Origin of the sequence: Roseomonas sp. GC11, from assembly GCF_024437745.1 — a bacterium.
Taxonomy (GTDB): Bacteria; Pseudomonadota; Alphaproteobacteria; order Acetobacterales; family Acetobacteraceae; genus Pseudoroseomonas.
Genome location: NZ_JANFNY010000100.1, coordinates 1 through 13,720 on the forward strand (window position 1 = coordinate 1; position 13,720 = coordinate 13,720).

At 71.5% G+C, this 13,720-nt stretch carries 10 protein-coding genes; 3 read left to right on the plus strand and 7 right to left on the minus strand.

All coding sequences use genetic code 11. The features are described 5' to 3' along the window. Positions 1–176 precede the first annotated feature (176 nt). On the plus strand, positions 177–1,523 hold the full coding sequence (locus NON00_RS21645; protein WP_256024830.1) for an LLM class flavin-dependent oxidoreductase: 1,347 nt from the start codon (positions 177–179) through the stop codon (positions 1,521–1,523). An 89-nt stretch (positions 1,524–1,612) separates the two neighbouring features. After that, positions 1,613–3,295: a methyl-accepting chemotaxis protein gene (locus tag NON00_RS21650; protein WP_256024831.1), complete on the plus strand. Its 1,683-nt coding sequence runs from the start codon at positions 1,613–1,615 to the stop codon at positions 3,293–3,295. A gap of 13 nt (positions 3,296–3,308) precedes the next feature. Here NON00_RS21650 and NON00_RS21655 read toward each other — a convergent pair whose 3' ends face one another. From NON00_RS21655 to NON00_RS21665, 3 genes are all read right to left on the minus strand, one after another. Next, entirely contained in the window at positions 3,309–3,608 is a 300-nt protein-coding gene (locus tag NON00_RS21655; RefSeq protein WP_256024832.1) for a putative quinol monooxygenase, read from the minus strand. A 148-nt stretch (positions 3,609–3,756) separates the two neighbouring features. Beyond that, on the minus strand, positions 3,757–4,326 hold the full coding sequence (locus NON00_RS21660) for an XRE family transcriptional regulator (RefSeq protein ID WP_256024833.1): 570 nt from the start codon (positions 4,324–4,326) through the stop codon (positions 3,757–3,759). 111 nt (positions 4,327–4,437) lie between these two features. After that, the gene (locus NON00_RS21665; protein ID WP_256024834.1) at positions 4,438–5,160 is read right to left on the minus strand and encodes a haloacid dehalogenase type II; all 723 of its coding nucleotides are present in this window, start codon (positions 5,158–5,160) and stop codon (positions 4,438–4,440) included. 265 nt (positions 5,161–5,425) lie between these two features. Here NON00_RS21665 and pepN point away from each other — a divergent pair, with 265 nt between their 5' ends. Continuing rightward, entirely contained in the window at positions 5,426–8,065 is a 2,640-nt protein-coding gene (gene pepN, locus NON00_RS21670) for an aminopeptidase N (RefSeq protein WP_256024835.1), read from the plus strand. Between the two features lie 88 nt (positions 8,066–8,153). Here the strand turns inward: pepN and NON00_RS21675 are convergent, their stop codons facing one another. The 4 genes from NON00_RS21675 to NON00_RS21690 form a co-directional block, all read right to left on the minus strand. Further along, positions 8,154–9,449 (minus strand): capsule biosynthesis protein, encoded by a 1,296-nt coding sequence (locus NON00_RS21675; RefSeq protein ID WP_256024836.1) that lies wholly within the window; start codon positions 9,447–9,449, stop codon positions 8,154–8,156. 78 nt (positions 9,450–9,527) lie between these two features. Then, positions 9,528–10,355 (minus strand): formyltransferase family protein, encoded by an 828-nt coding sequence (locus tag NON00_RS21680; protein WP_256024837.1) that lies wholly within the window; start codon positions 10,353–10,355, stop codon positions 9,528–9,530. A gap of 10 nt (positions 10,356–10,365) precedes the next feature. After that, on the minus strand, positions 10,366–11,748 hold the full coding sequence (locus NON00_RS21685) for an aminotransferase class I/II-fold pyridoxal phosphate-dependent enzyme (RefSeq protein ID WP_256024838.1): 1,383 nt from the start codon (positions 11,746–11,748) through the stop codon (positions 10,366–10,368). Between the two features lie 246 nt (positions 11,749–11,994). Then, the coding region (locus tag NON00_RS21690; RefSeq protein WP_256024839.1) for an SDR family NAD(P)-dependent oxidoreductase at positions 11,995–13,720 on the minus strand (1,726 nt) is incomplete at its 5' end.

Consider the following 13,720-nt stretch of genomic DNA (forward strand, 5'->3'; position numbering starts at 1 on the left):
CCCCACCCGTGAGCGGGTGGTGACCCCAATCTGCGGGCCCCGGTGACGCGGGGGGCCCCCCCCCCCACCCCGCCGGGGGAGACAGGGTCTCCCCCGGACCCCCGCCATCAGATGGCTTCTTTAATGGAAAAAATTCTATCATAGTGGATGGCGACTCGATCTAGGGAGCCCAGCCCATGCCGCGCCTGCTGCATTTCAACGCCTTTGACATGGCCTGTGTCGGCCACATCCAGCAGGGGATGTGGACCCACCCCCGCGACACCAGCGCGCGCTACCACACACTCTCTTATTGGGTGGACCTCGCCCGCACCCTGGAGCGCGGGCTGTTCGACGGGCTCTTCCTGGCCGATGTGCTCGGGATCTACGATGTCTACGGCGCCAGCCCGGAGGCGGCGCTGCGCGGCGCGGTGCAGGTGCCGCTGCTCGACCCCGCCCTCGTCGTCCCGGCCATGGCGGCGGCCACCACCCATCTGGGCTTCGGCATCACCTGCAACCTGGCCTATGAGCAGCCCTTCCTCTTCGCCCGGCGGATCTCCACGCTCGACCACCTGACGGGCGGGCGCATCGGCTGGAACATCGTCACCGGCTATCTGGACAGCGCCGCCCGCGCCATGGGCTTCGACCGCCAGATGGCCCATGACGACCGCTACGACCTCGCCGACGAATATATGGAGGTGGTCTACAAGCTCTGGGAAGCGAGCTGGGACACCGATGCCGTGCGCGCCGACCGTGCCGCCAGCCTCTATGCCGACCCGGCGAAGGTGCGGCCCATCCGGCATGAGGGGCGGCAATACCGGATGGAGGCCATCCATCTCTGCGAGCCCTCGCCGCAGCGCACCCCGGTGCTCTACCAGGCCGGCGCCTCGGATCGCGGGCGGCGCTTCGCGGCCACCCATGCCGAATGCGTCTTCGTCAATGGCGGCCGGCCGGAGCCGGTGGCGGCCCTGGTGGCCGATCTGCGCGCCCGCGCCGGGGCGCGCCCGCTGAAGGTCTTCGCCGGCGCCACCGTCATCGCCGGCCGCACCGAGGCCGAGGCGCGCGACCTGCTGGAGGAGTATCGCCGCCATGCCAGCGTCGAGGGCGCTCTGGCCCATGCCAGCGCCTCCCTCGGCATCGACTTCGCGAAATACGGCATGGATGAGCCGATCGAGGCCGGGCCGGGCCAGGCCATCCAGTCCAACGTCACGGCGATGAAGCAGGCCGCCGGGCCGGTCTTCACCAAGCGCCGGCTGATCGACCAGTTCATCCTCGGCAGCCGCCAGCCGCCCATCCTCGGCAGCGCGGAGCAGGTGGCGGACGCCCTGGCCGGCTGGGCGGCGGCGGCGGATGTGGATGGCTTCAACCTCTCCCGCACCGTCATGCCGGAGGGGCTGGAGCAGTTCGTGGAGCTCGTGGTGCCGCGCCTGCAGGAGAAGGGCGTCTATAAAACCGCCTATGCCCCCGGCACCTACCGGGAGAAGCTGTTCGGCGCCGGGCCTTTGCTGGGTGCGCCGCACCCGGCGGCGGCCCTGCGCGCCGGCTGAGGCGCAGGCGGAGGCTCCGGGAGTAACGGATTCTTCGGCGGAATGGGGGGACTCTGCGAGCCTGAAGTAGTCAGGGGCCTGTAGATCCCATGTCCGGCTTGTCCGTCTCCACCAAGATGATCGCCATCTTCGTCGTGCTCTGTCTCGCCGGGTTGGGGCAGGGCATGCTCGGCCTGCATGGCATGGCGCAGATCCGCGCCGTCGCCGATGAAGCCCGGGATGTCTGGCTCCCCAAAACACAGCAATTGGGCGAGCTGGGCCGGGTGATGGAACAGGTCCGTTCCGTCCATGGCCGTTGGGCGGCCTCCGACAGCCCGGAGGAAATCGCCCTGGCCGCGCAGCGCACCGCACGCCTGCAGCAGATCGTGGCGGATGGGTGGCGCGGCTACCGCCCCCTGGTGCGCCCCGGCCGCGATACGACGATGACCACCACGCTGCAGGATCTGTGGGAAAGCTATGCCCGCCTGGGGCAGAGGCTGGAGCAGCTGGTCCGCGCCGGGCAGCGCACGGAGGCCTCGGATTACTTCCTGCGCGAGATGTTCGATGCCTATGAGCGTGTCCGCGCCGCGCATCATGATGCCTCGGAGTTCAACCTCCAGATGGCGCGCCAGGCCGCCGTCGAGGGCCAGAACCAGTATGACAGCATGCGCACCATCACCTTCGTGGTGCTGGGGGCGATGCTGCTGGTCTGTGTGCTGGCCGGGCTGAGCACCATGCTGAGTCTGGCGCGGCCGCTGCGCCGCGTCGCCGCCGCGCTGGAGACGGCCGGCCGGGGCGGCTCCCCCGGCCCCCTGCCGGAGGCGGAGCGGGGCGATGAGGTCGGCATCCTGGCGCGGGCCGTGGCCGGCGTCAGCGCCGCCCAGTCGGAGCGCGCCCAGATGGTCGCGGGGCAGGAGGCCGAGCGGCAGCGCAACGCCGCCCAGCGCCGGGACGAGATGCAGAAACTCGCCAGCAGCTTCGAGCAGAATCTGGGCCGGGTGATGCAGAGCATCGCCAATTCCGCGCGCGAGCTCGAACTGGCCGCCGCCGCCATGGCCGACCAGGCGCAGCAGGCCACCGACCAGAGCGGCCGCGCCGCCGAGGGCGGCCAGCGCACCAGCGGCAATGTCCAGGTGGTGGCCAGCGCCAGCGACCAGTTGGCCAACTCCATCCAGGAGATCAGCCGGCAGGTCTCCCTGGCCTCCACCATCGCGCGGGATGCGGTGAACCAGGCCAGCCGCACGGAGCAGACCATGGCCGGCCTCCAGCAGGCGGCGCAGAAGATCAGCGAGGTCATCGGGCTGATCGACGGCATCGCCAGCCAGACCAACCTGCTGGCGCTGAACGCCACCATCGAGGCGGCGCGCGCCGGCGAGGCCGGCAAGGGCTTCGCCGTGGTGGCCAGCGAGGTGAAGACCCTGGCCAACCAGTCCGCCCAGGCAACGGAGGGCGTGCGCGGCCAGATCACCGAATTGCAGAGCGCCGCCACCCAGACCGCCGAGGTGATCGCCAGCGTCAACGCCACCATCCGCCGGGTGGAGGAGGTGGCCGGCGCCATCTCCGCCGCCGTCGAGCAGCAGAGCCATGCGACGCGCGACATCACCAGCAGCGTCCAGGCCGCCGCCGACAGCAGCCGTCAGGTGGCCGAGTCGGTCAACCGCATCGTCGGGCTGAATGGCGAGACGGGGCAGGTCGCCAGCCGCGTCCTGGCCTCCGCCAAGCAGGTCAGTGGCGATGCCCAGGCGCTGCGCCAGGATGCCACCCGCTTCCTGGAGATGGTGCGCAGCGCCTGACCCGCGCCGGCTGTCAGGCCGGGGTCAGCACATGCACCGCCCGGCTGGCCACCAGATCCCGCGTGCGCTCCATATAGGCTTTCATATGGGGCGCCGCGGCATGGGCCTTCAGCGCCTCCGGGCTGGCCCATTTCTCGATGATCACCAGCGTATCCGGCCCGAAGGCCGCCGGGCTGCCCGCGGCATCCACCGCCGGGCCATATTCGATGCAGCCTTCCTCCGCATGCACCGCCGGCAGGTTCTCCCGGCAGGCGGCCAGCACCGCCTCCCGCTGCCCCGGCTGCGCGGTGATGATCGCGATCACATGGATCATGGCGTCTCTCCTTACTCCCTGGGGTGAAGTGGAACCTTGGGAAAGGAGAGGGGCAAGGGAGGAAGAGTTCTTTTTTGGAAAAAAGAACCAAAAAACCTTTTTCAGTTTGGCGTCCCGCCTGCACGGGAGAGGGTGGCAGCCTGAAAAATTATCTTTTCAATAAAACAATGAGATAACGGCATGCCGTGCTGCCGTGGTTCTCATACCGGCAGGCATCGGGCGGGCCGAAGCGCAGGCAATCACCGGCCCGCAGCACGTGCCGGGTGATGCCCTGGGTGAAGTGCAGCTCGCCCTCCAGCATCAGCAATTGCTGGTCCTGGATGAAGGCGAAGGCCGCGGCGGGGTAGGCCACGGATTGCCCTGGTGGCAATTCCCCCCAGACGAGTTCCAGTGGCGTCGGCGGGCCGGCGGTGGGCGTCACGGCGCGGCGGAGGAAGCCGGTTTCCGGGTCCTGCCAGCTGGGCTGCTCCGCCAGCCGGGCCAGCAGGCCGGTGCCCTGCTCGGCGCGCGCCAGCAGTTGCGACAGGCTCAGGCCAAAGGCACCCGAAAGGCGGCCGAGCAGCGCGGCGGTGGGGCTGACCTCGTCACGCTCGATCTTGCTGATCATGGCCTTGGAGACGCCGGAACGCTCGGCCAGCTCGGTCAGGGACCAGCCACGCGCCTCGCGCTCGGTTTTCAGGCGCTGGGCGAGTTGGGCGGAGGTATCGGTCACAGGCATGGGGGGAGAATAGGGGAAAGGGCGGTGGAATGAATTCCCCCGCACCCCCTTCTTTTTTCCGCCAGGGCCAGCCGCCGCGGGCGGCTGGCGTGATCCACGTGAAACGTTTTCTCAGGCCAGGGCTTCGGCCTGGTGAGCGGCGGCCATGGCGCCCAGCGAGGGGAAGCGGAAATCATAGCCCGCACCGGAGGGCGGGGGCGGGGTGGCGCCCCAGCCATCCCGGTCGTGCCGGCGGTCGATCCAGGCGGTGGCGAGGCCCAGCCGCTTGGCCGGGGCATGGTCGTGGAAGAGACTCTGCGCCGTGTGCAGCAGTTCGGAGGGGCGGTAGCCCATGCGCTCCAGCTGCTCCAGCAGGTATTCGAAATTGCGCAGGCTGGGCTTGTAGCTGCCAATGTCCTGCGCGGTGAAGACGGCGTCGAACTCCACCCCCAGCCGTGCCCGGCTGCCGGCGAAGCTCGCATGGTCCACATTGGAGAGGACCACCAGCGTGTAATGCTCCTTCAGGTAGCCGAGCGCCGCCGCCGAATCCGGGAAGGCCGGCCAGGAGGGCACGGAGGCGCCAAAGGCATCATGCAGCGCGTCCCCGGCCTCGATGCCCCATTCCTCGGCCAGGCTGCGCGAAACCTCGCTGAGCAGGTCGGAATAGAGCAGGCCCGGTGTTTCCGCCTGCTGGGTGGATTCATGGCGGGCGAAGGCTTCCAGCACCTCCTCCCGTGGCAGCTTCAACCCGCCTTTGCGCAGCAGGGGCTGGAGCGCATCATGGATACCGGTTTCCCAGTCGATCAGCGTGCCGTAGCAGTCGAAGGTCAGCACGCGAAAATCTTGCAACCGCATCGCGTCCTCTCCGAAGCCGGGAGAACCATAGCGTGGCATGGCGCATTGCATCGCGGGAAGCAGAATATGCGCTGTCTCACAAAAAGCAGCACGAAGTCATCAGCACGAAAGAAAGACATTTCTTTCCGTGAAGATTTCCCCTCTTCCCGCCGCATCCCGTCCCGGCGATGATCGCTCCAACAGAAAAAAGTTTTTTGGTTCTTTTTTTCAAAAAAGAACCTCCATCTTCTGGTGGATATCCGACCGGACCCTGCCGAGGGCGAAGATGACCAGCACCGTGCCTCCACCCCCGCCCACCATCCACCGCGCGGATTACCGCCCGCCGGCCTTCCGGGTGGAGACTGTGGACCTCCACCTTTCCCTGCACCCGGTGGCGACGCGGGTGCGGGCGCGCCTCTCCCTGCGCCGTGCCACGCCCGGCGCCGAACTGGAACTGGATGGCGAGGCGCTGCGCCTGGTCTCGGCCCGGCTGGATGGCGCCCCCCTGCCCGAGTCGCGCCTGCTGCACCGCCCCGGTGGCGGGTTGTGCATCCCGGGCGTGCCCGATGCCTTCACCCTCGAGACGGAGGTGGAGATCAACCCGGACGCCAATAGCGAGCTGTCCGGCCTCTACCGCTCCGGCGGCAACTACTTCACCCAGTGCGAGGCGGAGGGCTTCCGCCGCATCACCTATTTCCCCGACCGGCCGGATGTGATGGCGCGCTACACCACCACGCTGGAGGCGGACCGCGCCACCTGCCCGGTGCTGCTCTCCAACGGCAATCCGGACGGGGCGGGGGACTTGCCGGAGGGCCGCCACTGGGCGCGCTGGGTGGACCCGCACCCGAAGCCTTCCTACCTCTTCGCCGTCGTGGCGGGGGATCTGGTGGCGCTGCGCGACCGCTTCACCACCCGCTCGGGCCGCGCGGTGCAGCTGGCCATCTATGTCCGCCAGGGGGATGAGACGGCCTGCGGCCACGCCATGGACTCGCTCAAGCGCTCGATGCGCTGGGACGAGGAGACCTATGGCCTGGAATACGACCTGGACGTGTTCAACATCGCCGCCGTCTCCGACTTCAACATGGGCGCGATGGAGAACAAGGGCCTCAACATCTTCAACACCAAATACATCCTGGCCCGCCCCGACACGGCGACCGATGCCGATTACGAGGGCATCGAGACCGTGGTGGCGCATGAGTATTTCCACAACTGGACGGGCAACCGCGTCACCTGCCGCGACTGGTTCCAGCTGTCCCTGAAGGAGGGGCTGACGGTCTTCCGCGACCAGCATTTCTCCGAGGATATGGGCAGCGCGGCGGTGAAGCGGCTGGCCAATGTGCGCCGCCTGCGCGCCGGCCAGTTCCCCGAGGATGCGGGGCCGCTGGCGCATCCGGTGCGGCCGGATTCCTATGTGGAGATCAACAACTTCTACACCGCCACCGTCTACCAGAAGGGGGCGGAGCTGGTGCGGATGATCCGCCGCCTGATCGGGCCGGCGGCCTTCCGGCGCGGCATGGATCTCTACATCGCCCGGCACGACAACCAGGCCGTCACCATCGAGGACTTCGTGGCGGCGATGCAGGATGCCTCGGGCACCGACCTCGCCCGCTTCTCCCGCTGGTATGCCCAGGCCGGCACGCCGGAGCTCGCGGTGGCTGAGCGGTATGACGCCGCGGCGCGGCGCTACACCCTGACCCTGTCGCAATCCACGCCGCCGACGCCGGGCCAGCCGGAGAAGCTGCCGGTGCCCATTCCCGTCGCCTTCGGCCTGCTGGCCCCGGATGGCACGGAACTGCATGGCACGGAACTGCATGGCACGGAACTGCCGGGCGCCGGCCTGCTGCTGCTGGAGGAGGCGCGGCAGGATTTCGTCTTCGAGGATGTGCCGGCGCGGCCGGTGCCCTCGCTGCTGCGCGGCTTCTCGGCGCCGGTGAGGCTTTCCGGCCTGTCGCTGGAGCAGCTGGGTTTCCTGGCGGCGCATGACACGGACCCCTTCGTCCGCTGGGATTCGGCGCAGCAATACCGGGTGGCGGAGATGCTGCGGCTGGTGGAGGCCTTCCGCGCGGGGCAGCCGCTGCACCTGCCGGAGGGGGTGGCCGCCATCACCGCCGCCGCGCTGGATCATGCGCTGGAGGACCCGGCCTTCGCCGCCGAGGCGCTGCCGCTGCCGGCGGAGGATTTCGTGGCTGACCAGATGGCGGTGGCGGAGCCGGGGGCGATCCGCGCCGTGCGGCGCTTCCTGCGCGCGGCGCTGGGGGCGCGCTTCGCCGCCCGCTTCGCCGCGCTGCACGATGCCCTGGCCGATTCCGGCCCCTACCGCATCGATGGCGCCGCGATCGGCCGGCGGGCGCTGCGCAATGCCGCGCTGGCCTATCTGGCGGCGGGGGATGCGGCGGAGGGCACGCGCCGCGCCCGGGCGCAGTTCGACGCGGCCGGCAACATGACCGACAGCCTGGCGGCGCTGCGCGTCCTGGCCGAGCTGGACGGCCCGGCGCGGGAGGAGGCCCTGGCCCGTTTCCATGCCCGCTGGCGGGGCGAGCCGCTGGTGCTCGACAAGTGGTTCTCCCTCCAGGCCATGGCGGAGCGCCCCGGTGTGCTGGCGGAGGTCGAGGCCCTGGCCGCGCATCCTGATTTCGACCTGCGCAACCCCAACCGGGTGCGGGCGCTGGTGGGGGCTTTCGCGGTGGGCAACCCGGCCGCCTTCCACGATGCCTCGGGCGGCGGCTACCGCTTCCTCTCCGGCATGGTGCTGGCGCTGGATGCGGTGAACACCCAGGTCGCCGCGCGCATGGTCTCGCCGCTCGGGGACTGGAAGCGCCAGGACGCGGCGCGGGGCGCCCTGATGCGGGAGGAACTCGCGCGCATCCTCGCCCGCCCCGGCCTCAGCAAAGGCACCTATGAGAAGGTCTCGAAATCCCTCGCCTGACGCCGTGGTCTGTCCCTGAAGGCGGGGTCCGGGGAGGCCCTGCCTCCCCGGCGGGGGGGCGGGGGCAGCGCCCCCGCGCCTTTTTACTTCACTCCCACGGCTTCGGCGCCGCCGTCCCCGGCATCTGCGGGTCTTCCGGAAACATCAGCTCCTCCAGCGGCCTGTTGAGCGCGCCCTGGTGCAGCCGCGCCACCGCGCCGCGTACGGCGATATCGAGCCCCGGCCGGTTGTAATAGACCCCGCGGATATGCAGGCAATGCGCGATGCAGCGCAGGAAGCCTTCGCGCAGGGCCTGGTCGGGCGGTGCCGCCTCCGTCCAGAAGCGGTCCAGCGGCCCGGAGAAGACGAGGCCCGGGATCCGGTAGATGGCCTCACCCAGGGCGAAGGTCGGGGTGTGGTCGATGATCGAGCGCAGCCCGACGGTGCTGTTGACGGTGATGGTGCCCTGCACCTGCTCGACGATGGCGCCGAGATTGCCGCCGCCCATGTAGTGGATGCGCTCCGGCGCGCCGGCTTCCTGGGCGATGGCGTGGATGCGGCGGCGCCAGTTCTTCAGCCCCGGATCCAGCGGGTGCACCTTCACCAGCAGATGCGCATTGGCGGGGGCATGGGCGGCGAAGCTGTCGGCCACCTCGCGCAGGGCGGTGTCGAGGTCGGGGTAGCGCGAATAGGCGCGGATGGAGAAATCCGACTCCATCTGCATGGCCATCAGGAAAAGCGGCCCGGTGCCGGAGAGCCGGCGGAGGATGGCGTCGGCGCGGCGGTTATCGGCCTTGCGCCAGAGCAGGCGCAGGCCGATGCCGGCGTAGTAGCGCACCGGGTTCTGCAGCAGGTGGCTGCGGTAGTGCGGGAAGGGCCAGGGCAGCAGGCTGGCCAGGTGGTAGGCCATGTCCCAGAGCGCCTGGCGCGTGAAGTTGTCGCGGTGGCGGACGGTGAGGTCGGGCGGCGGCAGGGCGGCGCCGGTGCTGATGATGGCGCGGGGGTCGCGGGTGAAGCGGCTGGCGGCGTTCATGCCGTCGCGCTCCAGGACGATCCAGTCCGGGCGGATATAGCCGAAATCCGTGGCGGCGACGGTGATGCCGCGCGCCTGGGCGGCGGCGACGGCGGCCTTGTGGTAGTCGCGCTGCTCGCCGAGCAGCACCAGGTCGGTGATGCCGTGGCGGTCCATGAAATCCTGCACGAAGGCCGGCCATTCGGCCGGGGTGCCGCGGAAATCCACCGCGCCGGGGCCGCGCCAGAAGAGCTTGTCCCCCAGGTTCAGGTTGATGCGGTGCACGCCATGCCCGAGCGCCCGCAGCCCCGCGCCCACCTCATCGAAGAACGGCGTGATTGGCCCTTGCAGGAAGAGGAAGCATCGCGGGGCCTGGGCGGCGGGGCTGCTCATCAGGGCGGGGCGGCTTCTTTCAGGCCCGGTGGGCTTGGGCGTGGGCGTGGGGGTGGTGGGGCTTTGGCACCGGTCCCCCTATCCGGCCGGTGCGGCCAGCGCCGCCCCCAGGTCCCGCCAGCCTGTCAGCCGGTGCCCGTGGCGCGCCGCCTCCCGCAATGCACCGCCGGAAGGAAAGGGGCAATAGGGCGCGTCATCGGGCTGGATTCCCTGCAATTCCTGACCCTTGGCCAGCATCGCCAGAAGATCCAGCGCCATCCGCGCTCCTTCCGCGTGGAGGGCGCGGGCGGCGCTCGCGGCGGTTGTGCCGGCGGGCAGGACCATCGCGCGTTGCGCCAGAATGGCCCCGGCATCGATGCGCGGGACCATGCGGTGGAGCGTGACGCCGAAGGCTGGCGGTGCTTCCCGCATGGCCCAGAAGGTGGGCACCGGCCCGCGGTGCCGGGGCAGCAGCGAGGGGTGGAGATTGATCCCGCCGAGCGGCGCCAGGGCGAGGGTCTCGGCGCGCAGGATCTGGTCGAAATGGAAGGAGAGGATGAGGTCCGGCCGTGCCGCGCGCAGGGCGGCGGCCATGTCCGGCCCGTTCACATCCTCGACCGGCAGCAGCGGGATGGCATGGCGGCGGGCGAGGCGGGTGAGCGGCCCGCCGCCCAGCGCCCGGCGCAGGTCGCCCAGCATCTGCGGCAGCCCGTAATTGACCACGAGGAAGGGCAGGAAGCGCGGCCCGGAGCGCTGCCAGTGGGCGCGCATCTGCCCGGCCATGCCGCCCATCGCCGCGCGGTAGGGGCGGGAGCGGCCGACCAACACCAGCCGCGCGCCGCCCGCCCCCTCCGCCAGGGCGCGGGCGAGGCCGAGCACGGGCCCGGCGCTCAGCGCGCTTTCCAGGGTCAGCAGGGCGATGCGCATGGGCGGGCCTTCAGCCCAGGCCGTTCTGATGTTCGCCGGTCAGATGGTCGCCGGTCAGATGGTCGCCGGTCAGATGGTCGCCGGGCAGATGTTCCACGCGGCCGATGCTGGCGGCGGCCTCGGCCAGGGCCGTGGCGGCGTGGTCCAGGTCGGCCTCGCTATGGGCGGCGGAGAGGAAGAAGCGCAGCCGGGCAGATTGTTCCGGCACGGCGGGGAAGGTGACGGTCTGCACCGCCACGCCACGCGCCAGCAGGGCCCCCGCCACCTTGGCCGTGCGCAGGGAGGAGCCGAGGATGACCGGCACGATGGCCGAGCCGATGCTGGGCCCGGTGTCGAAGCCACGGGCGCGCAGCCGCTCGCGCAGCCCGGCGCCATTGGCCTGGAGGCGCGCCACGCGCTCCGGCTCGGCCAGCATGATGCGCAGGGCCTCCAGCGCGGCGGCCGCCAGCGGCGGCGCCAGCCCGACGGAGTAGACGGAGCCCGGCACGGTGTGGCGCAGCCAGTCGATCACATCCGCCCGCGCCGCGATATAGCCGCCGCAGGCGGAGAGGGTCTTGGACAGGGTGCCCATCCAGAGATCCACCCCGGCGGGGTCCACGCCCTGGGCCTCGGCCACGCCGCGCCCGGTGGGGCCGATGGCGCCCACGCCATGCGCCTCGTCCACCATCAGCCAGGCATCCTGCTCGCGGGCGAGGGCGATGCAGCGGGCGAGGTCGGGGACATCGCCATCCATGCTGTAATGCCCCTCGACCAGCAGCAGGGCGCGCTGGGCGCCGCGCCGCGCCGCCGCCATCTCGCGCGCCGCCGCGCCGAGGTCGTTATGGGCGAAGGGGATGCGCCGCGCGCCGGAGAGGCGGATGCCCTCGGTGCAGGAATTGTGGATGGCGGCGTCGTGCACGACGATGTCGCGCGGGCCCATCAGGTGGCCGATGGTGGTGACGTTGGTGGCGTGGCCGGAGACGAAGGTGAGCGCCGCCTCCGCCCCGTGCAGCGCCGCCAGCGCGCGCTCCAGCGCCAGATGCAGGTCGCGCTCCCCCGAGGTGATGCGCGAGCCGGAGGGGGAGACGCCGTAGCGGCCGATGGCGTCCCGGGCCGCGGCCTGGACGCGCGGGTCGCCATTGAGGTCGAGGTAGTTGTAGCTGGCGAAGTTGACGACCTCCCGCCCGCCGATCCGGCTATGGGCGCCGGCCAGCCCGTCATGGGCGCGGAAGAGCGGGCTTTCGACGGCCAGCGACTCCATCGCGGCCTTGAGCAGGGCGTAGTCGCGCATGCCGGGCAGGGTGGTGAAATCGCGCGCGCTGCCGGCCTCCGGGCGCGGGGCCTCGCCGCCGCGCCGCTTGGACAGGCGCGCCAGCAGGGCGAGCCTCGCCGTGGCTGATAGTCCACCACTCATCCGCAGCCATGACCTTCCGCATGATGGCAAAAGACCGGGGCGGCGTCGTCCTGCCCCGGTCCCCCCGTGTTTCTTGCTGTTGCAAGACTAGCAGAGGGGTGGGGGTGGGCGGCACTCCCCATTTGCGGCAAGAAGCCGTGATGCCGTGGCGTGGCCTGCCGGGGGCCTGCCTCTCCCCCCTCACGCCAGCGGCGGCCCCCCCTTGGCCAGCTCCCCCTGCCCAGCTCCCCTTGGCCAGCCCGCTCCTCAGGCCGCCGCCTGGGGGGAGGTCGCGGTGGGCGCGGCGCCCTCGGGCGTGCCGGCCCGGGCGGAGCTCCCGTCCCCGCTCGGCTCGAACTGCTCGACGAGCTGGGCGATGGCCTCCTCCGGCCGCTGCCCGGCGAGGCCATCGGCGAGGCGGCGGGCCAGCAGCTCGATGGTGAGGTCCTCCGTCACCGAGGCCAGCGGCACGGCCATGCCGAGGCGCTGCTCCAGCGCGCCGCGCAGTTCCAGCCCGCCCAGGCTGTCGAGGCCGAGCCCGGCCACCGGCGCATCCGCCGGCACCGCCTCGGGCGGCAGGCGGAGGATGCGGGCGATCTCCTCCTGCACCGTCTGGCGCAGCAGGGCGCGCTGCTCCTCCGGCGGCAGGGCGAGGAGATGGGCGCGCAGGTCCCCCCCCTCCACCGCCGCGCCCTGGCCGCGCACGGCGGAGAAGAGCGGCTCCTCCAGGATGGGCAGCGCCACCCGCGCCTCCCGCCAGCCGATGCGGGCGAGGCCGAGCACCGGCGCGCCGCTCTCCAGCAGGGCGGGCAGGGCGGAGAGCGCCTCGGCCGCCGCCATGGCCTCGACGCCGAGGCGGCGGGCCAGGGTCTCGGCGGTGGCGGCGTTGCCGGCCAGGATTCCGGCATCGGCGATCGGCCCCCAGCCGACGGCCAGGGCCGGCAGCCCCTCCGCGTGGCGGCGGCGGGCGATGGCCTCCAGCGCCATGTTGGCGGCCACGTAATTCGCCTGGCCCGGATTGCCCAGCGCCGTGGTGGCGGAGGAGAACATCAGGAACAGCGCGATGGGGTCGCGCCGGGTCAGGCGGTCCAGCGCCTCGGCGGCGTCCAGCTTGGGCGCCAGCACGGCGGCGAAGCGGCGGGCGTCGAGGGCCGTCGCGGCGGCGTCGTCAAAGGCGGCGGCGGCATGGACCACCCCCACCAGCGGCGGGCCTTCGGCGCGGATGGCTTCCAGCGCCGCCGCCAGCGCCGCCGCGTCGGCGGCATCGGCGGCGTGCAGGCTGGCGCGGGCGCCGAGGGCGGCGAGCGTCCGCAGCGCCGCCTCCGCCCCCGGCGCGGTGCCGCCGCGGCGGGAGAGCAGGGCGAGATGGGTGGCCCCCCGCGCGGCGAGCCACTTGGCGCATTCGAAGCCGAAGCCCTGCGTGCCACCCACCACCAGGATGGTGCCGGCGGGCGGCACCCAGGCGCCATCGCGCCCCGGCTCCACGGCGGGGGGGATGAGCACCAGCTTGCCGATATGGGTGCTGGCCTGGAGGGTGCGGAAGGCGTTCTCCACCTCCTCCGCCGGGCAGCGGGCGAAGGGCAGGGGGTGCAGCGCGCCGCGCTCCAGCCGGGCGGCGATGCCGGCCAGGAGCTGCTGCGCCAGGGCCGGGCGGGCCTTGGGCAGCTGGTCCACATCGACACCATAATAGGTGAGGTTGTGGCGGTAGGGCCGCAGCCCGACGCGGCGATTCTCGAAGAAGTCGCGCTTGCCCAGCTCGATGAAGCGGCCGAAGGGCTTCACCAGCCCCAGGCTGCGCTCCATCCCCTCCCCGGCGAGGGAGTTCAGGACGACATCCACCCCCTCCGGCCAGGCGGCGCGGAGCTGGTCGGCGAAGCCGGGGTCGCGGCTGTCCAGCACCAGCTCGGCCCCGGCGGCGCGCAGGAAGGCGCGCTTGGCCGGGCTGCCGGCGGTGGCGGCGACGCGGGCGCCGGCGGCGCGCGCCACCTGCAGC

Coding starts and splice junctions, on each gene's coding strand:
- NON00_RS21660 (WP_256024833.1), bottom strand. CDS start 4,326: ATGCCTGTGACCGATACCTCCGCCCAACTCGCCCAGCGCCTGAAAACC.
- NON00_RS21685 (WP_256024838.1), bottom strand. CDS start 11,748: ATGAGTGGTGGACTATCAGCCACGGCGAGGCTCGCCCTGCTGGCGCGC.
- NON00_RS21675 (WP_256024836.1), bottom strand. CDS start 9,449: ATGAGCAGCCCCGCCGCCCAGGCCCCGCGATGCTTCCTCTTCCTGCAA.
- NON00_RS21665 (WP_256024834.1), bottom strand. CDS start 5,160: ATGCGGTTGCAAGATTTTCGCGTGCTGACCTTCGACTGCTACGGCACG.
- pepN (WP_256024835.1), top strand. CDS start 5,426: ATGACCAGCACCGTGCCTCCACCCCCGCCCACCATCCACCGCGCGGAT.
- NON00_RS21655 (WP_256024832.1), bottom strand. CDS start 3,608: ATGATCCATGTGATCGCGATCATCACCGCGCAGCCGGGGCAGCGGGAG.
- NON00_RS21680 (WP_256024837.1), bottom strand. CDS start 10,355: ATGCGCATCGCCCTGCTGACCCTGGAAAGCGCGCTGAGCGCCGGGCCC.
- NON00_RS21645 (WP_256024830.1), top strand. CDS start 177: ATGCCGCGCCTGCTGCATTTCAACGCCTTTGACATGGCCTGTGTCGGC.
- NON00_RS21650 (WP_256024831.1), top strand. CDS start 1,613: ATGTCCGGCTTGTCCGTCTCCACCAAGATGATCGCCATCTTCGTCGTG.